The organism is Chitinophagales bacterium (assembly GCA_020636495.1).
In the GTDB taxonomy this organism is placed as follows: domain Bacteria; phylum Bacteroidota; class Bacteroidia; order Chitinophagales; family Chitinophagaceae; genus UBA5543.
This window is the reverse complement of sequence record JACJXQ010000008.1, coordinates 735,386-758,858: the sequence shown is the minus strand read 5'-3', so window position 1 is coordinate 758,858 and position 23,473 is coordinate 735,386. Positions and strand designations below refer to the sequence as shown.

The 23,473-nt window shown below is 42.7% G+C and carries 23 protein-coding genes and 2 tRNA genes; 12 read left to right on the top strand and 13 right to left on the bottom strand.

Features of this window, described 5'->3' with window-relative positions:
• Positions 1 to 105: 105 nt before the first annotated feature.
• The 3 genes from H6550_03485 to H6550_03475 form a co-directional block, all read right to left on the bottom strand.
• Positions 106 to 1,545, bottom strand: coding sequence for a HAMP domain-containing histidine kinase (locus tag H6550_03485; protein ID MCB9045183.1), 1,440 nt, complete (start codon positions 1,543 to 1,545; stop codon positions 106 to 108).
• Entirely contained in the window at positions 1,545 to 2,240 is a 696-nt protein-coding gene (locus tag H6550_03480; GenBank protein ID MCB9045182.1) for a response regulator transcription factor, read from the bottom strand. The genes H6550_03485 and H6550_03480 overlap by 1 nt, the downstream gene beginning before the upstream one ends.
• Before the next feature lie 299 nt (positions 2,241 to 2,539).
• Positions 2,540 to 2,613 (bottom strand) — tRNA-Asp (locus tag H6550_03475).
• A gap of 106 nt (positions 2,614 to 2,719) precedes the next feature.
• Between H6550_03475 and H6550_03470 the strand changes: the two genes are divergently transcribed.
• The 6 genes from H6550_03470 to H6550_03445 all read left to right on the top strand — a co-directional run bounded on the left by H6550_03470 (position 2,720) and on the right by H6550_03445 (position 7,680).
• Positions 2,720 to 3,673 carry an acetyl-CoA carboxylase carboxyltransferase subunit alpha gene (locus H6550_03470; protein MCB9045181.1) on the top strand — a complete coding sequence of 318 codons (954 nt, stop codon included), beginning with the start codon at positions 2,720 to 2,722 and terminating at the stop codon, positions 3,671 to 3,673.
• A 32-nt stretch (positions 3,674 to 3,705) separates the two neighbouring features.
• Entirely contained in the window at positions 3,706 to 4,581 is an 876-nt protein-coding gene (locus H6550_03465; GenBank protein MCB9045180.1) for a 4-hydroxy-tetrahydrodipicolinate synthase, read from the top strand.
• Positions 4,582 to 4,697: 116 nt separating this feature from the next.
• Positions 4,698 to 6,026, top strand: a complete 1,329-nt coding sequence (locus H6550_03460) for an adenosylhomocysteinase (GenBank protein ID MCB9045179.1) — start codon at positions 4,698 to 4,700, stop codon at positions 6,024 to 6,026.
• Positions 6,027 to 6,103: 77 nt separating this feature from the next.
• Positions 6,104 to 6,730 (top strand): hypothetical protein, encoded by a 627-nt coding sequence (locus H6550_03455; protein ID MCB9045178.1) that lies wholly within the window; start codon positions 6,104 to 6,106, stop codon positions 6,728 to 6,730.
• A 72-nt stretch (positions 6,731 to 6,802) separates the two neighbouring features.
• Positions 6,803 to 7,369 (top strand): DUF1003 domain-containing protein, encoded by a 567-nt coding sequence (locus H6550_03450; GenBank protein MCB9045177.1) that lies wholly within the window; start codon positions 6,803 to 6,805, stop codon positions 7,367 to 7,369.
• Positions 7,370 to 7,428: 59 nt separating this feature from the next.
• On the top strand, positions 7,429 to 7,680 hold the full coding sequence (locus H6550_03445; GenBank protein ID MCB9045176.1) for a hypothetical protein: 252 nt from the start codon (positions 7,429 to 7,431) through the stop codon (positions 7,678 to 7,680).
• A gap of 55 nt (positions 7,681 to 7,735) precedes the next feature.
• Here H6550_03445 and H6550_03440 read toward each other — a convergent pair whose 3' ends face one another.
• Together H6550_03440 and H6550_03435 are read right to left on the bottom strand one after the other, a co-directional pair.
• Entirely contained in the window at positions 7,736 to 9,109 is a 1,374-nt protein-coding gene (locus H6550_03440) for a T9SS type A sorting domain-containing protein (GenBank protein ID MCB9045175.1), read from the bottom strand.
• Positions 9,110 to 9,272: 163 nt separating this feature from the next.
• Entirely contained in the window at positions 9,273 to 9,725 is a 453-nt protein-coding gene (locus tag H6550_03435; GenBank protein MCB9045174.1) for a 3-oxoacyl-ACP synthase, read from the bottom strand.
• A gap of 70 nt (positions 9,726 to 9,795) precedes the next feature.
• On the opposite strand from H6550_03435, the gene H6550_03430 reads away from it, so the two are divergent.
• Positions 9,796 to 10,026 (top strand): hypothetical protein, encoded by a 231-nt coding sequence (locus H6550_03430; GenBank protein MCB9045173.1) that lies wholly within the window; start codon positions 9,796 to 9,798, stop codon positions 10,024 to 10,026.
• Between the two features lie 338 nt (positions 10,027 to 10,364).
• Here H6550_03430 and H6550_03425 read toward each other — a convergent pair whose 3' ends face one another.
• The 4 genes from H6550_03425 to H6550_03410 all read right to left on the bottom strand — a co-directional run bounded on the left by H6550_03425 (position 10,365) and on the right by H6550_03410 (position 14,381).
• Positions 10,365 to 10,838: an OsmC family protein gene (locus H6550_03425; GenBank protein ID MCB9045172.1), complete on the bottom strand. Its 474-nt coding sequence runs from the start codon at positions 10,836 to 10,838 to the stop codon at positions 10,365 to 10,367.
• 9 nt (positions 10,839 to 10,847) lie between these two features.
• Positions 10,848 to 11,390 (bottom strand): N-acetyltransferase, encoded by a 543-nt coding sequence (locus H6550_03420; GenBank protein MCB9045171.1) that lies wholly within the window; start codon positions 11,388 to 11,390, stop codon positions 10,848 to 10,850.
• Positions 11,391 to 11,449: 59 nt separating this feature from the next.
• Positions 11,450 to 13,642, bottom strand: coding sequence for a glutamine synthetase III (locus tag H6550_03415; protein ID MCB9045170.1), 2,193 nt, complete (start codon positions 13,640 to 13,642; stop codon positions 11,450 to 11,452).
• Between the two features lie 100 nt (positions 13,643 to 13,742).
• A complete protein-coding gene (locus tag H6550_03410; protein ID MCB9045169.1) occupies positions 13,743 to 14,381 on the bottom strand; it encodes a 4'-phosphopantetheinyl transferase superfamily protein in 639 nt (212 codons plus the stop codon).
• A 161-nt stretch (positions 14,382 to 14,542) separates the two neighbouring features.
• On the opposite strand from H6550_03410, the gene H6550_03405 reads away from it, so the two are divergent.
• Positions 14,543 to 15,079 carry a dCTP deaminase gene (locus H6550_03405; protein MCB9045168.1) on the top strand — a complete coding sequence of 179 codons (537 nt, stop codon included), beginning with the start codon at positions 14,543 to 14,545 and terminating at the stop codon, positions 15,077 to 15,079.
• A 34-nt stretch (positions 15,080 to 15,113) separates the two neighbouring features.
• On the opposite strand, the gene H6550_03400 is transcribed toward H6550_03405, so the two are convergent.
• Positions 15,114 to 15,186, bottom strand: a tRNA-Gly gene (locus H6550_03400).
• A gap of 287 nt (positions 15,187 to 15,473) precedes the next feature.
• On the opposite strand from H6550_03400, the gene vgrG reads away from it, so the two are divergent.
• On the top strand, positions 15,474 to 17,264 hold the full coding sequence (gene vgrG, locus H6550_03395; protein ID MCB9045167.1) for a type VI secretion system tip protein VgrG: 1,791 nt from the start codon (positions 15,474 to 15,476) through the stop codon (positions 17,262 to 17,264).
• Positions 17,265 to 17,275: 11 nt separating this feature from the next.
• Entirely contained in the window at positions 17,276 to 17,575 is a 300-nt protein-coding gene (locus H6550_03390; GenBank protein MCB9045166.1) for a PAAR domain-containing protein, read from the top strand.
• Here the strand turns inward: H6550_03390 and H6550_03385 are convergent.
• Positions 17,572 to 18,693, bottom strand: a complete 1,122-nt coding sequence (locus tag H6550_03385; protein MCB9045165.1) for a GNAT family N-acetyltransferase — start codon at positions 18,691 to 18,693, stop codon at positions 17,572 to 17,574. The two genes, H6550_03390 and H6550_03385, sit on opposite strands and share 4 nt — an antisense overlap.
• 116 nt (positions 18,694 to 18,809) lie before the next feature.
• Between H6550_03385 and H6550_03380 the strand changes: the two genes are divergently transcribed.
• Positions 18,810 to 19,469: an NAD-dependent epimerase/dehydratase family protein gene (locus H6550_03380; protein ID MCB9045164.1), complete on the top strand. Its 660-nt coding sequence runs from the start codon at positions 18,810 to 18,812 to the stop codon at positions 19,467 to 19,469.
• Here the strand turns inward: H6550_03380 and H6550_03375 are convergent.
• Both H6550_03375 and uvrB read right to left on the bottom strand, forming a co-directional pair.
• Positions 19,466 to 20,038: a hypothetical protein gene (locus tag H6550_03375; GenBank protein MCB9045163.1), complete on the bottom strand. Its 573-nt coding sequence runs from the start codon at positions 20,036 to 20,038 to the stop codon at positions 19,466 to 19,468. The genes H6550_03380 and H6550_03375 overlap by 4 nt on opposite strands.
• Positions 20,039 to 20,086: 48 nt before the next feature.
• Positions 20,087 to 22,114 carry an excinuclease ABC subunit UvrB gene (gene uvrB, locus H6550_03370; GenBank protein MCB9045162.1) on the bottom strand — a complete coding sequence of 676 codons (2,028 nt, stop codon included), beginning with the start codon at positions 22,112 to 22,114 and terminating at the stop codon, positions 20,087 to 20,089.
• 515 nt (positions 22,115 to 22,629) lie between these two features.
• Between uvrB and arr the strand changes: the two genes are divergently transcribed.
• Positions 22,630 to 23,373 carry an NAD(+)--rifampin ADP-ribosyltransferase gene (gene arr / locus H6550_03365; GenBank protein MCB9045161.1) on the top strand — a complete coding sequence of 248 codons (744 nt, stop codon included), beginning with the start codon at positions 22,630 to 22,632 and terminating at the stop codon, positions 23,371 to 23,373.
• Positions 23,374 to 23,473 lie beyond the last annotated feature (100 nt).

Here is a 23,473-nt window from a genome sequence, read left to right as displayed (position 1 = left end):
TAAATGTTTTGCAAAAATATATAGATATGTGGATAATAAGCAAATAGAGTGCCATTTATTATAACACACAAGATGTTAAAAAGTTAAAAATGACTGTCCACAATATCATACCCGACCATTCCTTGCGGGTATTTCCTCGTCGGGTTCAGCAACCCCCTCAATAGGCAGTGTAATAATAAAGGTAGTCCCTTTCCCTATTTTTGACTTTACTTCAATGGTCCCCTTATGCAAACCAATGATCCTTTGTGCTAATGGCAATCCTAAGCCGGCACCACTTACATAACCCTGATGCCTGTTGCTACGATAGAATGGTTGAAATATATGTTCCAGGTCATGAGCGTCAATTCCGGGTCCTTTATCGTGTATAGCTATTATTATGCTTTTACCGGTAAATGAAAGTACAATGCTTGCTTTTTTATCTTCAGAGAATTTGCAGGCATTGTGCACAATATTCTTAATCGAGCTATACAGCAAATGTTCGTTGCCATATATTATAAGCGCCGAAGCATCCTCTGGCAATTGATCAAATTCAATATTTACATCATACATAGGGCTGACTTTCTTCAGTTCTGCCGGAATACGCATCAACAATTCATCAACCCTTACAGAAGTAAGCTCTGTTCCTCCCATTGACCCACTTACTTTTGCTATCTCCAACAAACTGCGCACAAGCAAGCTTAGCCTCTTTATATCATCATTAATAGAAAGCATGGCTTTTTTATAATCATCGCTGGACCTGTCGCGTTGCAAAGCGACATCCATCTGGCTGGCTATTGCAGCCAAGGGGGTTGACAACTCATGAGAAGCATTGTCAATAAACCTTCTCTGCAGGTTAAAAGACGCCTGTAACCTGTCAAGCAAATCATTAATGGTAATTGCAAGTTTTTGTAATTCGTCTTTGCCTTTTCCGGTGTCCAACCTTAAAGAGAATTTCTCAGAAGAGATATGTCTTATTTTATGTGTAAATTCAGTAATAGCTTTTATCAGGCTCAAGGAAAATATATATCCAGTAAAAATTATAATTATTACACTGATAAACAGGCATATAAACAAAATAAGCTTCAATTTCCCAAGCCAGTTTTCCCTGTCTATGTCATATGCTGCGGTGATAATTATATAATTACTTGTTGCATCTACATATTCAATTGCAACAGCATCCCTGTTATCAACTTTAAAATAATACGGATGCCCATTTGTTACATTATTGACGATATTGTCATTGATACGTATTGGTGTTGCTTTTGGGTCGTTGTAAACAAAATCCTTATCATTCTTGTAATCAAATATGTATATACTTTTATTATATAAAGAACTCGGAGAGGATTTGTTGATTGCCTTGATGATCTCATAGGTTTTAATAAGTTCAAAGTCAAACTTAGGGGACTTTATCAGCTCCAATGTGCTGTTTGCCTTATTTAAGAGCCTTTCTTTAAAGCGAGCCACCATATCCTGGTAGGAGAAAACATACAGAGCTATACTGAATAACAACAATATTATTGTTACCAGCACAGTGTATACCAGTGTTATGCGGTATTTTATTTGCATTAATCCTCATCAACTTTTAGGATATACCCCATACCAACCTGTGTATGTATCAGTTTAGGTTCAAAATCCTTATCCAATTTCTTTCTGAGGAAATTTACATACACGTCTATTACATTGGTCTGGGTATCAAAATCGATCTCCCAGACATTCTTAGCAATATCCGCACGTGACACTACTTTCTCTTTATTTCTCAGCAAATACTCCAAAAGTTGAAACTCTTTTGCGGTAAGTGGTATTTTTTTATCGCTGCGCCTTACTTCTTTGTTGTCCAGGTTCATCTCGAGATCAGCTATCTGGAGTATCTTTTCCTCTTCAGCATCTACCCGCAGGTCCGAACGCCTGAGGAGAGCCTTGATTCTTGCTACTAACTCCCTGAATTCGAACGGTTTAGTAATATAGTCGTCAGCCCCAAGCTCAAAACCCTCTATTTTGTTATCGGTAAAGTTCATAGCAGTCAGCAGGATAATTGGCACGCGCTCGTCGTGCTCCCTGATCAGTTTACAGAGTTCATAGCCATTGACAAAAGGGAGATTGATATCCAGTATGATCAGGTCGTAGGCATTATCCAGGAACAGCTTTTTGCCGTCTAACCCATTGTATGCTACAGTTGCCTCATAGTCATGTTCGCTCAAACCCGCTTGTATCGTATCGGCTATCTTTTTCTCGTCTTCTACCAGTAAAATCGTATATTTCATAAACTGTACTTCTATTGAATTGCATCGAAAATTACTATATGCTGAGACTTTAATGATTAAAAAATAATTAAATACATCTCAACATATCGCATACCTCCTAATTATGCCTACTATAAAGATAACCTTTTTTGACTTTTTAGGCACACCTTATCGTGCTAACATCCTGAGACTTTGCAGGTTCATGCTTTTTTGCGAACAATTATTGAGTATCATCCAACACCATTTTGCCATGAAACATTACAGATGAAACTACGGTACGGCAAAAAACAAAAAAGCCACACAATTTGCGTGGCTTTTTGCGGACCGGACGGGACTCGAACCCGCGACCTCCGCCGTGACAGGGCGGCATTCTAACCAACTGAACTACCGATCCTGTTCGTAGTTGGGGCTGCAAAGATAAATGCAAAATCTTTAATTCTGCAAATCTTCTTTAAAAATAATTCAAAGCTTTACTTTTGTAGTCCTTTAAAAAATATTCTATGCAGTTTCTGGATTTTGAACAACCCATTGAAGAGCTATTTGCACAGGTAAATAAACTAAAAGAGCTGTCTGCTAAAAATGGAGTAGACGTGAGTAAAACACTCACTGAACTGGAAGCTTCTATTGAGAATGAACGCACCAAAATATACCAGGACCTTACTCCATGGCAAAGGGTACAACTCAGCCGCCACCCTGACAGGCCATATACCATGTATTATATTGAGCAACTCTTCACCAACTTCAGAGAGCTTTATGGCGACCGCCAGGTAAAGGATGACAAAGCAATGATTGGCGGTATGGCCGAACTGGATGGCATGCCTGTAATGGTAATGGGGCAGCAGAAAGGCGTGAATACCAAAATGCGCCAGATGCGCAATTTTGGCATGGCCAACCCTGAAGGCTATCGCAAGGCGCTTCGCCTGATGAAAATGGCTGAGAAGTTCAATCGCCCCATTGTAACATTTATTGATACGCCGGGTGCATACCCCGGGTTAGAGGCTGAAGAACGAGGACAAGGCGAAGCAATAGCTCGCAACCTGTTCGAAATGTTTAACCTGACCGTGCCGGTGATTTGCGTTGTAATAGGCGAGGGTGCTTCAGGCGGAGCCTTAGGCATAGGAATAGGCGATAAAGTAGCTATGCTGGAAAACACTTGGTATACCGTTATCTCCCCTGAGAACTGCTCTACTATCCTGTGGCGTAGCTGGGACTATAAAGTACAGGCAGCAGAACAATTGAAACTGACATCGGAAGACATGAAGAGTTTCGGGCTGGTAGACGATGTTTTAAAAGAGCCTAACGGCGGGGCGCATGCCAAACCGGAAGAAATGGCCGCCACGCTAAGAAAATACCTTGTTGATACTATAAATGAACTATCGGCAATGGATAGTGATAAACGTATAGAACTGCGTATCAACAAATTCTCTGCTATGGGTTTTTACGAACAGGTATAACATTTTTGAATTATTAATCTTTGACTTATTATATGCATCAATTTGCAGGAACAGGTGTAGCACTTGTTACACCTTTTAACAATGACAGCTCAATCGACTTCAACTCACTGGAAAAACTAGTGAACCATGTAATAGATGGCGGAGTAAATTTCCTTGTCGCATTGGGCTCTACGGGAGAAACACCTACACTTAACAGGGAAGAACAACAAAAAGTATTGTCTTTCATAGTTGAGACATGCAATGGCCGCGTGCCTGTAGTGTGCGGTATTGCTGGCAATGACACTGCCGAAGTGGTGAACAATGTTAAGACATATGACCTGACGGGTGTAGCCGGTATATTGAGTGCTTCTCCGCATTACAACAAACCTTCCCAAGAGGGCATTTACCAGCACTTTAAAGCTATAGCTACTGCAACGGATAAGCCGATAATACTATACAACGTACCGGGAAGAACAGGCAGCAATATGGCTCCGGCAACTGTATTGCGCCTTGCTAATGAGTTCAAAAATATCGTTGCAATAAAAGAAGCCAGTGGAAACCTTGGTCAGTGTATGGAACTGGTAAAAGACAAACCTGCACACTTTGCGATCCTGAGTGGCGATGATGACTTGTTTATCTGCCAGGCTGCAATTGGTATGGAAGGTGTTATTTCAGTAGCCGCCAATAGCTTCCCTAAAGATTTCACTACGATGGTCAACCACCTGCTGGCTGGTGACTTTGCAGTTGGACGAGCCATGCACTATAAATTGATAGATGGTATACGCCTGTTGTTTGCCGAGGGCAACCCAACAGGTGTGAAATGTACGCTGGATGAGTTGGGAATATGTCCTGCTCATGTACGCCTGCCATTAGTTAAGGCTACCGATGACCTCAGGGCTAAAATAAAAACCTATTTGTCAAACAATTAAAGGCTGGTAGTTGTTAATGATTAACCTGTTATTAAACATATGACAATACAGGCTAATAACACAGAATTACTTACCTTTGCAATTCTTTAAATTTAAATTGATAAAATATAATTAGTATGAGTACTATGACTCGCTCTGAGATCGATTTTAAAATGCCTTACAAAGTGAAAGACATCAGCCTGGCTGAATGGGGACGTAAGGAAATAAGGCTGGCTGAGGCAGAAATGCCGGGTCTTATGGCTATCCGTGAAGAATATAAAGGCGAACAACCCCTGAAAGGTGCTCGTATTGCAGGCTGCCTGCATATGACTATCCAGACTGCAGTTTTGATAGAAACACTGGTAGAACTGGGAGCTGAAGTACGCTGGAGCTCTTGTAATATATTCTCTACGCAAGACCAGGCTGCCGCTGCTATTGCTGCTGCCGGTATTGGAGTTTTTGCATGGAAAGGACAGACACAAGCCGAGGCTGACTGGTGTATCGAACAGACATTATTCTTTGGTAGCGAAGACCGCCCTTTGAATATGATACTGGATGATGGTGGCGACCTGACCAATATGGTACTGGATAACTATACTGAACTGGTAGCCGGTATCAAAGGCCTGAGTGAAGAAACTACTACGGGTGTTCACCGCCTGGAAGAACGCGTTAAGAAAGGTACATTACCAATGCCTGCTATCAACGTAAACGACTCAGTTACTAAATCTAAATTCGACAACAAATACGGTTGTAAAGAATCATTGGTAGATGCTATACGTCGTGCTACTGACGTAATGATGGCAGGTAAAGTTGCAGTTGTTGGTGGTTATGGTGATGTAGGTAAAGGTTCTGCCCAATCACTACGTGGTGCCGGTGCCCGTGTTATCGTTACTGAGATCGACCCTATCTGCGCTTTACAGGCAGCAATGGACGGTTTTGAAGTAAAGAAAATGATCGATGCGGTAAAAGAAGCTGATATCGTCGTTACCGCTTCAGGCTGTTGCGACCTGATTACTGAAGAGCACTTCCGTGTAATGAAAGATAAAACGATTGTTTGTAACATCGGCCACTTCGATAACGAGATAGATATGGCATGGATGAACAAAAACTATGGGCATACTAAAGACACTTTGAAACCACAGGTAGACATCTACAATGTAGATGGTAACGAGATCATCATCCTTGCTGAAGGCCGTTTGGTGAACCTGGGTTGTGCTACCGGCCACCCTAGCTTTGTAATGAGTAATTCATTCACAAACCAAACACTGGCACAGATAGAGCTGTGGAAACACACAGATCGTTACGAGAATAGAGTGTATGTTCTGCCTAAGCACCTGGATGAGAAAGTAGCACGTCTGCACTTAGCTAAAATCAATGTAGTGCTGGATGAGCTTTCTGAAACACAGGCTAAATACCTGGGTATTACAAAAGAAGGCCCATACAAGCCCGAACATTACCGTTATTAATAGCAGTTTAGCTTAATGATATAAAAGCCTCTCCTAGTGGAGAGGCTTTTTGTTTATCTTTAGACTTTCTGTTTCCAATGCGATATTATTTTACTTGTATAACCTTCCTTTTACTAACGATTAACTGCAATGCCAATAAGCAAGAAAAAGCGGTTCAACAAAGCTTTGAAGCACTCAAACAAGCTTTTCTTAAAAGAGATGGGCAAACAGCATTGCAATATGTCAGCAGCTCGACCATAATATTTTACAATGAATTGATAAACTGGGCATTGCATGCTGATAGCATTCAGGTAAATAGCATGACCGTAATGAACAAAGTAAGTGTTTTAGCTATCAGGGCTGAAAAAGATCTGAAAATGTTGAAACAAACTAACGGTGAGCAGCTTTTTGCAGAAGCTGTAGAGAAAGATAAAGTAGATAATATTTGGTTCAATCAATTCACACTGGATAAAATAACCTTCGAAGATAGTACTGCACTGGCATCAGTAATATATGAGAGCGAGGAAATAATATTCAAATTCAGGTTTGTTTTTGAACAAAGCAGCTGGCATTTTGATATGTTATCCTTTTTTAAGATAAATGAATACCTGATTCGAGATGAAATAAAAAAAAGCAATAACACTGAAAATGATTATGTCCTTGAACTATTAAAAGATGCTTATGGCGACCTGTCGGAAAGCGATCTTTGGCAACCTTTAGAATAATATAATATTATTAGTGTTCGATTTTATTTTTCACCCTGTTCTTACGTAGATTTAAATACAAATTGAAACACAATGGAACAAGCGCTTCCTCAGGACGAAAAACTGTCGGCTTTACTGAATACGCAGAATGAGCACCTTAAAAAGCTCAATGAGATCGTTGCTAAATCAATACAGGAAGAGCAATTACTCACAACCAACCTGCTCAACCCACCTACAGAAACTATCACACGTGGGCAAAAACTCTCTGATAAAATTGCTCAGTTTGGAGGTAGTTGGATGTTCATCATTTCATTTCTCACTATCCTGATGGTATGGATAGTATATAATGTTACAGCATCTCCAAAAGATATATTTGACCCCTACCCTTTTATTTTGATGAACCTCTTGCTTTCCTGTATTGCTGCAATACAGGCACCCATCATTATGATGAGCCAGAACAGGAAAGAAGAAAAAGACCGTAAACGGGCCGAGAACGATTATATGGTAAACCTGAAGGCAGAACTGGAGATAAGGAGCTTACACGCAAAAATAGACCTGCTGATACAAGAGCAAATAAAAACGCTCTACGATTTCCAGGTAACACAAATGGAACAACTACAAAAGCTAACAGCCGATATTGACAAGAATAATATTAAGTAACAAAAAACTGAATCATTGAAACAAAACATATATTATCTTTAGCGGCAAATCTATTTGCTATGCACAAAAATTTATCCAAAACTCTTATCATATTCTTTGCAGCTGTCAGCTTTTCGTCTTGTGTAAAAACATTTACCTGCGAATGCACATACAAAGATTCGAACTTCACTTATTCTACCGAAGAAAATTATGTAGGCACTAAGAAAAAAGCACAATCTGATTGTGACAACATGAAAGATGACATTAACTACGGTTATAACTCTTTAGGCACAGGAACAGTTAGTTGCACACTAAGAGCCGGTTTAGAATAACTACCCTTACGATACAATTGATCAAGAGCAGGAGTAATTCCCGCTCTTGATTTTTCTACTGCTTTACAAACCGATCACTACCCAATATATCACCACCTTTATCAGTTAAAACCACGGTATATACTCCCTGTACTAGCTGCGAAACATCTATGGTGGCTGTATGCTGTGCGGCAGCAAGATCTGCAACAACCACGCCATTGGATGCCACTATTTTAACAAACGCTATATCTTTATCAGCTCTGACATGCAACATTTCTCCTGCAGGGTTAGGAAATATATTCATTTTAGTTTTCGCTGACAAATTATTCAAAACTGATGCAGGGTAATACTCTTCAAAATACAGGTTTGACTGGTCGTATGGCGTAGTAGAAAACTGGCCGCCGCCTATATATTTATATCCATTAGAACGCACGAACAGGTCATTGCCTTCATAAACATACACATCTTGCTCAACGGTATCCCAACCGTTATTGTACTTGTATATGGTGTATCCGTCATAATAACTGTTATTGCCAAAAGTATACACCAATATCTCATAATCCTCCCACTGATTTGTGTTATCATTCCAGGAGAACGTTTCATGGAATGAAGGGTCTGTATTATTGCCTGTATAGGAGAAACTGTCTTTTTGCTGGTTCATAAAACCATTACCGTAATCGGCTGAAGTGACCTGTGTTATCTGCCTGTTTTGTCCATCATAAGTAAATGTATTTCTCAGAGAAAGTTCCCATTGACTGTTCACATAACGGTATGAAGAAAAGTCGATCAGGTTGTTGTTGCTATCATATGTATAAGTACGTCTGCCCGTTTGCATGCTGTTTATCACGCTATAAGTACTATCCTCAATACGCTTACCCTGGCCATCATATATCACGTACATCGAACTCTTAACAGTAAGCGCTGTAGCTCCGAAAGTATCCAGTATATCTATTCGCTCCAACATACCGCCACTGTTATAGTAACCCTTGTATTGTAACCATATGTAATCATCCTTCAATTCTGTGAATATCACTTTATTTTGTACGTTATATTCATACCGGTACACAGCGTTCAGGTTAAAACCACTTCCATAGTCATGCCAGTTTACAAGTGTATCACATGGCAGGTTATTGACCTGGTTGTAACCCGTCATGCTGTAAAAAGTATAGTATGAATCAGGGCCTTTGTTCGCAGACCCTCTGCCATGCGAATAAAAATACCGGTTGCTATCTGTGATACTACCATTTAAGTAGTAGGAATTGGCAACCATACGTTTCATAACGACGGTAGGTTTACTTGCTGACCTTGCTTGACACATTTGCATTTCCATTACTGACGGGGGCAAACCATATAACTCATCTGGTAATTGAAATGTCCTGTTAAACATAAACGGAGCAGCACCTACATACAGAGATACAGCGCATAACAAAGAGGTAAATAATTGTTTCATGAATAATTTTTTACCAAATAGAGATAAATAAAATCTTCATGAAAAGAGATTTAACTTTTGTTAACTATCATTTGACAGTATGCTTGCACAAATTGTCATGGTATGAAATTGCTATGACAATCGAGCCTTATTTCGAACATTCTTAACGAAATAAAGGGAGGGATCATTGCACAGAAATAATGGTAATCCTGTTGTTATTTAATGTAATTGCATCTCCTTTCTTTTTACCAAGCAATAATTTACCGACAGGTGACGACGCCGATACCGCATAATATTTTTTACCATCAATTACATGAGATCCTGCACTTACACTGATATAATATCCACCCGTAACGGTTACAACTAAACTACCTGCTGTTACAACATCTGTACTCATACCAGGGTCAATAGCATTCAATACAGCAAGGCCGGCTTGTGCTTCACCCAGGCGTCTCAAATTCATATTGATCTCCTGTTGCAGCATCTCGCGGGTAGTCTCGTATTTGTCACCCATACTGCTTTTTGTTTCGGCGGCAATCGCAATTCTCCTGTCTGCAATAGCAGCCTCTATATCATCGATATTCTTATTGATATAATGCGTACACAGATCATGTAGCTGCTCTTTCAATTCATTCATAAAACAACACTCTATTGCCAATATATAGATTTCAGTTGGTTATATTTGTTACTGTCTCAAATCAAAAGCTATGTTCAAACAGATATTGGCGACTCTTATGTTAGCTTTTGTCGTCTTCAGCATGTCTTCGTGTATCAAAAGATACCATTGCCTGTGTTATATAGATTATGGCAGTGGGGTTGACGAGCCTGTAGATTACGAAACACTCGGTACCAGGAAAACTGCTGAAGCTGATTGCAAAGAGGAAGATGAATCTAACAAAGCCATTTTCGCCGGAGATACCTATTGTACTCTTCGATAATCATATTCCTGATCTCAAAAAATGCTGCCGTTTTTTTGATAAATAACCTGGGTCAGTTCCAATTGCAGATGTTGTCTTAACTTTATTGTATAACTTCCTTGGTATCTCTTATGTGCAAACACTTGTTTACGATCATATTATTCTCAATAATACTCTGCACAACAACTTCATGCGTCAAAACGCGCGAATGTGAATGTACAACTACCTATAATGGTATGTTGATAAGCAAAAACACAGGGACTTACACAGGGACAAAGAAACAGGTACTTACAAGTTGTAAGAACGAATGGACATCATTGATACCTGAATACATAACCAGCTGCAAAATAAAATAGCCTTTAAGGCTTTACCTCACAATGCGGCTCATGCCTTACAGGGAAATTACACGAGTTAGCAATAAAACATTTTTCGTGCGCCTTATCGTGCAGGCTATTGGCCAGTTCAACTTTTGACGCATCGGTAATAGTAACAACTGGATGCAGTACCACTTCTTCAAAATGACCGCCACCTGTTTCGTTTTGCAACATGCGTCCTGTAGCTGTATCAGTATAATCTGTTACTACCACACCGGCATCTGCACACAAGTGCAGGTACCATAACATATGGCAACTGGATAAAGAATATACCAGCATATCCTCAGGGTTATGTTTGCTAACATCTCCTCTAAAGGGTGTGTCCGAAGAACAAAGAATATCTGCTTTGCCTTCAACGGAAAATGTATGCGCACGCTCATAGGCTGCAGCGTCTATAGTTCCTTCGCCTTTATTACCTGTCCACTCTATAGTGGTAGTGTAGTGGTGGTGTTTACTCATAGATTAAAGCTAATAGTTTTTTCCAATTTCCTTTATACTTAATGGTTCAGACAGTAAGCTCTTATGCTCACCTATATCTAACTGAAACCACTTAGTGTCGTGCCATGCTCCATTCTTATATCCTATATTTTTAAAAGTACCTACATCTTCAAAACCTAAGCTTTTGTGCAGGCGTTCGCTACGCTCATTAGGAGCCGTCATACCAGCAAATACGTTCATGTAACCCTGTTGCTTCAGTAGTTCAAACAGTTTTGTGTACAACAACCTTCCAACACCCTTACCACAAAAATCCTCCGCTATATATATGGCAGACTCTACACTCCATTGGTAAGCGGTTCTTGCCCGGTGCTGTCCTGCATAGGCATAACCAACTATCACACCGTCTTTTTTGCACACCAGCCAGGGGTATTGTTCGGTAATATTAGCAATGCGTTGCTGAAACTCTTCAAGCGTAGGTACTTCATACTCAAAACTGGTATTGTACTTTGTAATGTAAGGTGTGTAAATACCCAGCACCCTTTGCACATCTTCGGGCTCGATGAGCCGTATCATATATTCTGTCATATAGTTGAATTAAAAACGCCCCGCAAATTTGCGGGGCGTTACAGTTATTATCTTAAGAACAGCAGCTCACGATATTTTGGCAGCGGCCAAAGTTTATCATCAACTATCAGTTCCAGCTTATCAACGTGGTAACGTATGGTATCGAAGTAAGGTTTCACCTCGTTGCAATACATATCAGCACGTTTGTGACTGTCGGCTTCATTATTGGCACGCTTGCGTGCGTCTATCATCTTCTCCACATTATTATTAATGTTCTGGATGTGCCCGCTTACTATCTCAACTAAGTTCAGCTGCGCTTTGTACGTATTCTCGCCCAGTCCCAGGTCTTTCAACCCTTTCACATTCTCTATCAGCGAATTCTGGTAAGCGATGGCTGCAGGTAATACATGGTTGGTTGCAATGTAACCCATGATACGTGCTTCTATCTGTACTTTCTTCACATACTCTTCCAGCATGATCTCAACACGTGCTTCCAGTTCACGGGCACTGTATATATTGTTATCAAAGAACAGTTTCTTAGCATTGTCTGTCAGGTAAGCACCCAGCGCTTCAGGAGTGGTTTTCATATTGCTCAGGCCGCGTTTTTCAGCTTCCTTAGCCCACTCATCGCTGTAGTTATCACCTTCAAAACGTATCTTCTTCGACTCAGCAATGTATTTGCGCAATACATGCATGATAGCTATTTCTTTCTTATCACCTTTCTCTATCAGGGCATCTACCTCTGCTTTGAATTTCTTCAAAGAGTCAGCCATAATGGTATTGATGATCATCAACGGAGAACCACAGTTGGCAGCAGAACCTACGGCGCGGAACTCAAATTTATTGCCAGTGAAAGCGAAAGGACTGGTACGGTTACGATCAGTATTGTCCATCAACAGTTCCGGTATCTGCTTGTGGATGTCTAACTTCAGTATCACCTCATCCTGCTCGCTGAATTTCTCTTTCACTCGCTCTTCTACTTCGTTCAGCACCTGTGTCAGGTACTGGCCTATATATACAGATATAATAGCCGGAGGAGCTTCGTTAGCACCCAGGCGGTGGTCGTTTCCTGCCGATGCAATAGCTGCGCGCAACAGGTCAGCATTATCATGTACCGCTTTGATGATGTTCACAAAGAAGGTCAGGAACATCAGGTTGGTACGTGGTGTCTTACCGGGAGACAGCAGGTTAACACCTGTATCTGTAGCAAGGCTCCAGTTATTATGTTTACCGCTACCATTCACACCGGCAAATGGTTTTTCGTGCAGTAATACTTTCAGTTTATGACGCTTGGCCACCTTGGTCATTACATCCATCAACAAGCTGTTGTGGTCAACAGCAATATTCGCTTCTTCAAATATCGGTGCGCACTCAAACTGTCCCGGTGCTACCTCGTTGTGGCGGGTACGCAGTGGGATACCCAGCTTGTAAGACTCTTGTTCAAAGTCTTGCATGAAAGCGTAAACGCGCTCGGGTATAGTACCAAAGTAGTGATCTTCTAATTGCTGTCCTTTTGCAGGTGCGTGGCCTACCAGCGTACGTCCGCACAGTACCAGGTCAGGGCGCGCATTGGCCATTACCTCGTCTACAACGAAGTACTCCTGCTCCCATCCCAAGGTTGCTGTTACTTTCGATACATTCTTATCGAAGTAATGACACACATCAACAGCGGCTTTATTCAGCTCGTGGATAGATTTCAACAAAGGTGCCTTATAGTCCAGGCTTTCGCCGTTGTAAGCTATAAAGATGGTCGGGATGCACAACGTCTTACCTTGTCCGCTTTCTATAATGAATGCCGGGGATGAGGGATCCCATGCGGTATAACCACGTGCCTCGAAAGTAGCACGGATACCACCGTTAGGGAAGCTCGATGCATCAGGCTCCTGCTGTATCAGCGCGTCGCCATCAAATATCTCAATGGCGCTGCCATCGCTCTTGATAGTAAAGAAAGAATCATGCTTCTCAGCTGTAGTACCTGTCAGTGGTTGGAACCAGTGCGTGAAGTGAGTAACACTATGCGCCTCGGCCCAGGCTTTCATACCTGCTGCTACCTGGTCTGCCACACGGCGATCCAGTTTTTCACCTGCTTTAATTGAAGCCATCAGGCTCTTGTAAGCCTCATCGCTAAGGTACTCGCGCATTGCGCGCTCAGTAAATACATTGCTGCCAAAAATTGAGGTAACTCTTTTGCCGGCATAGTGGCCGATCTTTTTTTCCTCCTTGGCAAGGTCTTGTAGTGCGAGATAACGTAAAGAAGACATTAGATTAAATTTTTCACAAATTTAACCACAATGCATTCATTTTAGCAAATTTTTCTTCAAAATACACAAAATAATAAATATGTTAAATTATTTTAATGACTTAAAATGAAGGATGCAATATCTCATCGTGAATGGCATAGGCACACGCAAACTCTTGTTTTACAATGCCTTGTATCTGTACATGCATCTTTGGAGCAGTTAATTGAAGAAATATATCAAATTCGTGAGTATGTTCCTTGTCAGTATATTTTTCTATTGGCAGGTGGTCTATGAACTCCACTCCCCTTCTCCCCTGCCATTTATAGGCGGCTTCTTTGGCGCTCCATGCCAGGGTGATCAGTTTCGGGTCGTTATGAAATAACTTTTGCTCCTGTTCCGAAAGGAATTTATGCTGCAAAGCCTCCATCCTCGGGTGCCAGCACTGTATATCTATACCGCACTCCACATAAGGACTCACCACTGCCGCCACATATGGCCATGAGTGAGATATGGAAAAGAAGTAGTCGTTATTATTAATGCGTGGCTTGTCATGCTCGTCGCTGTATATATTTAACAGTGGAAAATCCTGTTTCAGGTATTTGAGTAGGAAACGGCCTGCCAGCCTTTCCATCCGGCGCTTTTCGTTCTTTATGTCAGAGATAATACCCGTGCGCTCCGTGAAAAAGCTTTCCGGCTCTTCTATCTTCCATATAGCGGCCAGGCTATAGGCGTCGCTGCTCCATTCTCGGTATAATGGCATAAAACCCCTCCGGCTCCCCTAAAGGGGAGAGACATTATTTATGGTCACGTGAATATTCACCCTGCAAATATAGCCTGTAGGGCACGGATAGGGGAAAATTTGGGTATAAAAAACAACTAAGCCCCTTCAGGGGTTTGGGGTTTGCTATTATATTTGTACCCATGATACTCTCTGACAAACGCATCCTGGAAGAAATGGAAAAAGGTACTATCAAAATTGAGCCGTACAACCGTGCCGACCTGGGTAGTAACAGTTACGATGTGCACCTGGGTTCAACTCTGGCTACTTACCGTAACCATATACTGGATGCCAAGGAGCATAACAAGATAGATGTGTTCGAGATTCCGGAAGAAGGTTTTGTATTGTACCCGCATATTTTCTACCTGGGAGTTACGGCTGAATACACAGAAACACATGCGCATGTCCCTTTTCTTGAAGGCAAATCCAGTACAGGCCGCCTGGGTATAGACATTCATGCTACTGCCGGTAAAGGAGATGTTGGTTTTTGTGGTAACTGGACACTGGAGATATCAGTAAAACAGCCGGTAAAAGTATATAAAGGTATGCCCATAGGCCAACTGATATACTTCCCTGTTGATGGCGAGATAGAAGTAAAATATAACCAGAAGAAGAACGCCAAGTACGGCAACCAGCCCAACCTCCCCGTTGAAAGTATGATGTGGAAAAACAAATTCTAATTAAAAAAGCCCCGGATAACGGGGCTTTTTTATGAGCGGAAAACGAGACTCGAACCCGCGACCCTCAGCTTGGGAAGCTGATGCTCTACCAACTGAGCTACTTCCGCTTATAAACTAAAGTTACACAGATCTACTATACAAATATCATCTTCAGAAATAACCGGCCTTCTGTAGTTACAAGAACTTAACCCGAGCGAATTCGTAACATCTGAGATTGTTTTGTAAATTGTTCATTCGTCTATCATGAATATTTACATGACACGATCACCATTCGGGAACATTTACCCAATGATCTTCGGTTGCATCTACCCGGCAATATGTGTATTGAACCATGTCGACGAAAAAGATATTCTATAGAATAAATAACTTAATAACATTTTCAATAAACACGATCATGCCTGCACAATCTCCTAAAACAGAAAACACAAACCTGGTATCTTATGAGATACTGGTCAATGGTAGTCCTATAGATAGCGCTATCAATGTAGCTTCCATTAATATCACCAAACAGATCAACCGCATACCTGTTGCAAGTATCGAACTACTGGACGGAGATTCGGCAACAGGTAAATTTCCCATAAGCTCCGGCAGCACATTCGTACCCGGGAATATCATTGAAATAAAGCTGGGCTATGACAACAAATGCCTGACTGTTTTTAAAGGCATTGTGGCAGAACAGAATATCAGGGCAAATACCGGCATGGGGTCTGTGCTGGAAGTAATATGCTACGACCAGTCTATCGGGATGACTGTAGGCCGTAAGAACGGCACATACATCAACACAAAAGACAGTGACACAATACAGAAGATCATTTCAGGCTACAGTGGGTTAACCGCTGATATTCAAAGTACAGGAAATACACTCAACCAGTTGGTACAATACTATGCCACCGACTGGGACTTTATCTGCACCCGTGCGGAAGCTAATGGCCAGGTGGTCATTGCCAATAACAATAAAGTAACCACGCAAACACCATATACCAATACCAGTTCTGTTCTTACACTTACATATGGACAAGACATTATAGACATGAACCTTCAACTGGATGCAACCGCGCAACTTGCATCCGTAGTATCGTCGTCATGGGATGATACAATGCAGAAGGTAATACAAGACAGTTCAACACAATCTGTTGCGGGTCCGGGCAACATAAGCAGCAAACAATTATCACAGGTTATAGGTCTGTCAGCTTATCAACAACAAACATCAGCACCTCTGGACAATAGTAACCTTACCACATGGTCAAAGGCAGAACTGACATGGTCGGGACTGGCTAAAATACAGGGCAGTGTTACCTTCCAGGGTAGTAATATAGTTGAACCAGGCACTTTTGTAACACTTGCCGGTGTAGGAGACCGGTTCAATGGCGATGTATACGTCTCCGGTGTAGAACATCATCTTACAGATGGTATGTGGACAACAGTGACCGAACTGGGACTACCTGCAGACTGGCCTTCAACCGGCAATGAGGACATATCTGCTCCACAGGCGGCAGGGTTACTACCTGCTATACAAGGCATACACAATGCGGTTGTATTACAAATTGCACAAGATCCGGATAATGACTACAGAATATTAGTCAAGATACCCCTCATCTCAGATACAGGTATCTGGGCGAGGCTGTCCAACTTCAGTGCTACAAGCGGTGCGGGCAGTTTCTTTTATCCGGAGGTGGGCGATGAGGTATTGGTAGGTTTCATGAACAACGACCCTCGTTACCCTGTAATAATGGGATCGGTGTACAGCCAGAAAAACAAACCGCCATATACACCCGATGATAAAAACACGAAGAAAGGTTTCATTACCAAAGCGGGATTAAAACTTGAATTTGACGATGAGAATAAGATAACTACCGTAACAACACCGGCAAATAACAGCTTTGTACTGAACGATAAAGACAAGACCGTTACCGTAAGCGACATGAACGGGAATAAGCTGGTGATGTCGGCATCGGATATCAGCATTAGCAGTCCTAAAAATATTAATATCTCAGCAAACCAGCAGGTAAACATTAAAGGCAACATGGGTGTAACCCTACAGGCAACTGCCGGGGATGTAAAAATATCAGGTATGAATGTAAAAACTCATGCCGATATGGAAGCAAGTATTGAAGGTAGCGCTACCGCCAGCCTGACAGGCGGTGCACAAGCAACCATAAAAGGCGCAATGGTAATGATCAACTAAAAAATGAAATTATGCCCCCAGCAGCAAGATTAACAGATTTTCATGAATGCCCGATGGTTACACCCGGCATACCTCCCGTACCCCACGTCGGCGGCCCCATAACCGGGCCGGGATGCCCCACGGTATTAATAGGCAAGCTACCTGCAGCAAGAGTAGGGGATATGCTTGTATGTGTTGGCCCACCCGACACTATAGTAAAAGGTTCTGCCACTGTAATGATAGATGGCATGCCCGCAGCCCGTTTGGGTGATACTACTGCACACGGGGGACAGATAGTACTGGGCGATTTTACTGTAATGATCGGTGGTTAGAACATCTTGATAAAACAGCGCTTACGTTTGTGCTGTATATGGTCGTAGTTTTTCCAGTGGCTGATGGCCTTCTCATTGGTCTCGATAATGCCGGTGGTCTCCACATGAGTTACGCCATGCTCAAACATTACTTTCTGCAATTCGGTAATAAGTATGGCACTCACACCTTTTGCCTGCCATTCGGGATGAATAGCTGTAAGCAGCAGATCTACAACCTTAGGTTTCTTTAACGCCTGCATGATATGATACCAGCCAAGCGGGAATATCTTTCCGCCCGCTTTTTGCATAGCCTCACTGAGAGATGGCAGGCTGATGATAAATCCTATCAGGTTACTATCCTCATCCTCGATCATCTTTACAAACTTAGGATTGAGAATGGTAAAATATTTATTGATGTAAAAATCTGCCAGGTCCTTATCCATCTTCACAAAGCTGAACAGATCGCCGAATGCACTGTTCAGCAGGTCGAACGCGCGGTTGGCTTGTTCTTTCATTTCTGCCTGTGTATTGAAATGAATCACGTTCAGCTTGTAACGCGTCTTGATCATTTCATTAAGCTTCAGGGCTTTCTCCGGTATAGAATCAGCCAGCTTCAGGCGAAACTCTACCCAGTCCCTTTCTTTTTCGTACCCTGCCGCTTCAATATGCTCTTTATAATAGGGCAGGTGATATTCTGATGCGATAGACGGCAAATGGTCGAAGCCTTCTATCAACACGGCCTGGTGATCGAGATTAGTGAAACCCAGCGGCCCATGCACGCCTTCCATTCCTTTATCCTTTATCCATGCTTCAGCAGTAGCAAGTAAACCGCTGCTTACTTCTTTATCATCAATAAACTCCAACCTGGTGATACGACCCAGTTTGGTACCCACCTGCTCATTATACGCATTGTTGATAATAGCACCGATACGGCCTGCCACTTTACCATCCTTAAGGGCTATCCAGAACTGCGCATCACAATGATTGAACGCAGGGTTGGTAGCCGGCTGTAACGAATTCAGCTCATCTTTTTTCATTGGTGGCACCCAGTATTTATTGCCTTTGTACAGGTCATAAGGAAACTGTACAAACTTTTTCAGGTCGGCTAATGTATTACAAGGTTGTATCGTAACGGACATGCGTATCAATATTTATGGCTACAAGATAAGTTATTATGCGTATTGTTCTAAACAGGTAAGGGTTTGTTTAATGTGTATCTCTCATGGCATAATGTCTGTACCTTTAATATATGAAGCTGAAAGTCATAGTAACAGGAACGACAGGCATGGTGGGCAAAGGCGTATTGCTGGAGTGCCTGGACCATCCTGAGGTAGCCGAAGTGCTGGTAGTGAACCGCAGCAGCATCGGTATGAACCACCCGAAACTCAAAGAACTGATTCATAAGGACTTTTACGACCTGTCGTCCATAAAAGACAGGCTGCAGGGTTATGATGCCTGTTATTTCTGCCTGGGCGTTTCGGTTATCGGGCTTAGCGAGCAGGAATATACCCGCATCACTTACGACCTGACCATGCATTTCGCCCAAACAGTCATCAACCCCGGCATGACCTTTATTTACGTATCCGGTACGGGTACAGACAGTACCGAAGACGGAAAAACCATGTGGGCCCGCATAAAAGGACGTACCGAAAACGCCCTGCTCAGGATGCCCTTCAGAAAGGCATATATGTTTCGCCCGGGTATCATACTGCCCGTAAAAGGTGTGCGCTCCAAAACTGGATGGTACAATGCCATATATAATATCATGCGTCCATTCTTCCCGCTGCTCAGGCGCTCCGGTTCTGTAACTGATACTGAAAAAGTAGGACTGGCGATGATCAATATAACCTTGCATGACAGTGATAAACTACATTTAGAGAATAAGGATATTAACGAGCTGGCTACCATACATTAAAACCTATACCTGAGCCCAAAGGTCACAGGAAAAGAAACAAAAAAATCATTCTCTATCTTATCAGCCCGGTAATATTCAGTAATTCCTTGTTGGTTAGTCAGCATCGGATAAAAGCCATAGACTTTATACCAGAACTGTGTGCTGCGCACTGCTACTTCAGTTGTTAATGAAAAATGTTTACTGAGATAAAACGCAGCTCCACCCTGCAGGCCTAATGTATATCCTCTCATGTGTTGCTTCGGCGCATACATGCCTTCATTCCGCTGATAATACCCGGCGGCTGTACCTGCATACAAGTAGGAACGGAGAATGTTGAATTTCTTATTTACTAATAATTCCGGCGTGATGTATTCATACATGAAAAAGTCGCTACCTGCCACTAATCTCACACCTACCTGCAATTTATCAATTGTACGCAGGTAGCTGAGCGCGACCCTAGTGTCTCCGTTATCCATATCCCTGAAATCACTGGTTGGCTGAAAGTTGAGACCAGTGCTGAATGTGATCTCGTTTTTCTGTGCCAGTGAGACTCCGGGTAATAACATAAGAACTGCAAGTAGTTTTTTCATAGTTAGTGTTTTATGGTCAGACAATAATAATTGTTCTATGGTTGGTACTTATTTCATCCCTTCATACTCTTTTTGCATAGCCAGCATTTTGTCGCGGAGGCGGGCTGCTTCCATAAAGTCCAACTCTTTTGCGGCTTTCTCCATATCCTTTTTCGTTTTGTTGATGAGTTTTTCCAACTGTGCCGCTGTTTTGTAGGTCACTTCTTCTTCGGCGGCCATAGGTGCCAGCTCGTCGTGTATGGCATACTTACTATCCTCATCATAACCTTTAATGTCCAACACGGATGTTTGCTTGAATACCTCGTCCGTACTTTTCTTAATGGTCATCGGGGTGATGCCATGTTCAGTATTGTAAGCGATCTGTTTTTCCCTGCGGCGGTCGGTCTCATCTATGGTGCGTTGCATGCTATCCGTCATACGGTCTGCATAGAATATAACCAGGCCATCCGCATTACGTGCCGCACGGCCCGCCATCTGTGTCAGCGAACGTTCGTTACGCAAAAAGCCCTCTTTGTCTGCATCCAGTATCGCCATGAGTGATACCTCCGGCAAGTCGAGCCCCTCCCTGAGCAGGTTAACACCAACCAACACATCTATACCACCCAGCCTTAATTCGCGGAGTATCTCTACCCTCTCCAGCGTATCAACTTCACTATGAATATACTTACTCTTGATATCTATTCTTTTCAGGTATTTATCCATCTCCTCGGCCATACGTTTGGTGAGCGTGGTAACCAGTACACGGTCGCCTTTTTTAATGCGCTTGTCTATCTCGTCCAGCAGGTCGTCTATCTGGTTCGTACTGGGGCGTATCTCTATCGGCGGGTCCAGCAATCCCGTAGGACGCACCACCTGCTCTACCACTACGCCACCAGTGCGGTGCAATTCATAATCGCCCGGCGTGGCACTTACAAATACTACCTGGTTCAGCAGTCCTTCAAACTCATGGAAGTTAAGCGGGCGGTTATCCAACGCGCTGGGCAGGCGGAAACCGAAATCTACGAGGTTCAGCTTACGGCTGCGGTCGCCACCATACATGCCACTTATCTGCGGTATGGTCACGTGGCTCTCGTCTATCACCATCAGGAAATCATCAGGGAAATAGTCCAGCAGGCAGAAGGGGCGTGTACCCGGCTCACGCCTGTCCAGGAAACGGGAGTAGTTCTCAATACCATTACAAAAACCCAGCTCTTGTATCATCTCCAGGTCATAGCTTACTCGCTCTTTGATACGTTGCGCCTCCAGCGGCTTGTGTATCGTTTTAAAATAGTCGTGCTGGGCCATCATCTCATCCTGTATCTCGTGGATGATCTGCCCCATCATATCTTTAGGTGCCAGGTATAAGTTAGCGGGGAATATCGCCGCATTGTCCATAGTGCCTATGCGCTTGCCAGTGTCCGGCTCAAAACTCTCAATCTCTTCCACCTCGTCGCCAAAGAAGGTGATGCGGTAACCATAATCCACATATGGCAGATTGATGTCTACCGTGTCGCCTTTTACACGGAAGGTACCTCTAGTAAAATCGCCCTGGCTACGCATGTATTGCGCGCTCACCAGGTGGTGCAAAAAGCCGTTCCGCCCGATGTTATCGCCCCGCTTGAAACGGATGATACCATTGGCATATTCGGTTGGGTTACCCATACCATAAATACAGGAAACGGACGCCACTACAATAATGTCACGGCGGCCGCTGAGCAGGTTGCTGGTAGCACGCAGGCGCAGCTTGTCCAGCTCTTCGTTTATCGACAGGTCCTTTTCGATATAAGTATCGCTGGTAGGAATATAGGCCTCCGGCTGATAGTAATCGTAATAGCTTACAAAGTATTCCACCGCATTGTCGGGGAAGAACTGGCGTAACTCGCCGTATAGCTGCGCCACCAGTGTTTTGTTATGCGTCAGCACCAGGGTAGGCTTTTGCGTTTCCTGTATCACATTGGCCATGGTAAAGGTCTTACCGCTACCCGTTACCCCGAGCAGGGTCTGGAATTGCTCCCCTTCGTTGATGCCCTTCACCAATTCGGCAATGGCGGTGGGCTGGTCGCCGGCGGGCTGATATGGACTTTGTAATCTGAACATAAGATGTAAAGTTCGTTAAGTTCCCCCTATCCCCCTAAAGGGGAGACTAATTTTGTTAAGTAAATTGGTAATAGCTAACAATTGGCAACAATACTAAACAACTGAATATCAGCGTGATTCGCTGTATTTTGTTAAGGTTTGTTAAGTAAAACCGGAATCTTTCCGTTGTTAACAATTCATAAAAAATCCCGCTGTTGAGCGGGAGAATATCTTTAGTTATATGGCTTATGAGTTGCCTTATTGTGTCGTTCATGGTTATTTATATGTCTTTCAGCCTGGTATCTAATCTTGATACCAGACAATACTAAATACAGTAGCAAATATACAATATTTAATTTATTTATGCAAATTTATTTTTATAAAAAAACAGGGGGTAAGAGAGAGCGTATTTTGTAATAGAACGAACCCACACCCCTGATTATTGCGCAGAAAAAATATAGTGCCAAATGTTTTTCTGCTTTGGCTGATGCGGGTACTTTTGATGGAACGTAGATAGTCAAAACCAACTTATACATATGGAATTCAGCCCGTTCAATCCTGTTGTGAAACTTTGCATCCGGGGCATGGATATGGAAGAAAAAGGCCAACCCGAAGACGCCGTAAAACTATTTCTTGCTGCATGGAACGAAGCAACAGACGACTTTGAAAAATACCTGGCTGCTTATTATATAGCCCGGCAACGAAACGCATTAGCCGACAAACTGAAATGGTACGAAACCGCATTACAATATGCACTACAAGTAAATGATGATGGTGTTACAGGAGCCTTCCCAAGGTTGCACACAAACATTGCCCAATGCTATGAAGAACTGGGAGAGAGCGACAAAGCCCAAAAGCATTATGAAACCGCTGCCACCTTTCCCAGCCAACCGACAGACGAGGGGCCATTCTATCACGGCACAAAGGCTGACCTACAAGTGGGTGATATGCTGACGGCAGGACGGAGGTCTAATTACCAGTCGGAAATAATGATGAACCATATCTATTTCACGGCTCTGCACGGCGGGGCAGGACTTGCCGCTGCACTGGCAAAAGGTGAAGGACGTGAACGTGTGTATATAGTGGAGCCGACAGGTGAGTTTGAAAACGACCCGAATGTTACGAACAAAAAATTTCCAGGCAACCCTACCCGCTCATACAGGACAGATGCACCACTGAAGATAGTTGGAGAAGTAACCGATTGGCAGCAACAAGTACCCGATGAATTGCAAAAATGGCGGAAGAGGCTGGACGATAATAAGGGAGAGATCATTAACTGATTTAAAATCAACGCAGAGTGTTGCAGGTGAAGAACACCTGCAGCGGCGGAAAGATCATCAACTTAACGGATATCATTATATTCATTCATAAATGAGTTAA

Coding starts and splice junctions, on each gene's coding strand:
- H6550_03485 (MCB9045183.1), bottom strand. CDS start 1,545: ATGCAAATAAAATACCGCATAACACTGGTATACACTGTGCTGGTAACA.
- H6550_03480 (MCB9045182.1), bottom strand. CDS start 2,240: ATGAAATATACGATTTTACTGGTAGAAGACGAGAAAAAGATAGCCGAT.
- H6550_03470 (MCB9045181.1), top strand. CDS start 2,720: ATGCAGTTTCTGGATTTTGAACAACCCATTGAAGAGCTATTTGCACAG.
- H6550_03465 (MCB9045180.1), top strand. CDS start 3,706: ATGCATCAATTTGCAGGAACAGGTGTAGCACTTGTTACACCTTTTAAC.
- H6550_03460 (MCB9045179.1), top strand. CDS start 4,698: ATGAGTACTATGACTCGCTCTGAGATCGATTTTAAAATGCCTTACAAA.
- H6550_03455 (MCB9045178.1), top strand. CDS start 6,104: ATGCGATATTATTTTACTTGTATAACCTTCCTTTTACTAACGATTAAC.
- H6550_03450 (MCB9045177.1), top strand. CDS start 6,803: ATGGAACAAGCGCTTCCTCAGGACGAAAAACTGTCGGCTTTACTGAAT.
- H6550_03445 (MCB9045176.1), top strand. CDS start 7,429: ATGCACAAAAATTTATCCAAAACTCTTATCATATTCTTTGCAGCTGTC.
- H6550_03440 (MCB9045175.1), bottom strand. CDS start 9,109: ATGAAACAATTATTTACCTCTTTGTTATGCGCTGTATCTCTGTATGTA.
- H6550_03435 (MCB9045174.1), bottom strand. CDS start 9,725: ATGAATGAATTGAAAGAGCAGCTACATGATCTGTGTACGCATTATATC.
- H6550_03430 (MCB9045173.1), top strand. CDS start 9,796: ATGTTCAAACAGATATTGGCGACTCTTATGTTAGCTTTTGTCGTCTTC.
- H6550_03425 (MCB9045172.1), bottom strand. CDS start 10,838: ATGAGTAAACACCACCACTACACTACCACTATAGAGTGGACAGGTAAT.
- H6550_03420 (MCB9045171.1), bottom strand. CDS start 11,390: ATGATACGGCTCATCGAGCCCGAAGATGTGCAAAGGGTGCTGGGTATT.
- H6550_03415 (MCB9045170.1), bottom strand. CDS start 13,642: ATGTCTTCTTTACGTTATCTCGCACTACAAGACCTTGCCAAGGAGGAA.
- H6550_03410 (MCB9045169.1), bottom strand. CDS start 14,381: ATGCCATTATACCGAGAATGGAGCAGCGACGCCTATAGCCTGGCCGCT.
- H6550_03405 (MCB9045168.1), top strand. CDS start 14,543: ATGATACTCTCTGACAAACGCATCCTGGAAGAAATGGAAAAAGGTACT.
- vgrG (MCB9045167.1), top strand. CDS start 15,474: ATGCCTGCACAATCTCCTAAAACAGAAAACACAAACCTGGTATCTTAT.
- H6550_03390 (MCB9045166.1), top strand. CDS start 17,276: ATGCCCCCAGCAGCAAGATTAACAGATTTTCATGAATGCCCGATGGTT.
- H6550_03385 (MCB9045165.1), bottom strand. CDS start 18,693: ATGTCCGTTACGATACAACCTTGTAATACATTAGCCGACCTGAAAAAG.
- H6550_03375 (MCB9045163.1), bottom strand. CDS start 20,038: ATGAAAAAACTACTTGCAGTTCTTATGTTATTACCCGGAGTCTCACTG.
- uvrB (MCB9045162.1), bottom strand. CDS start 22,114: ATGTTCAGATTACAAAGTCCATATCAGCCCGCCGGCGACCAGCCCACC.
- arr (MCB9045161.1), top strand. CDS start 22,630: ATGGAATTCAGCCCGTTCAATCCTGTTGTGAAACTTTGCATCCGGGGC.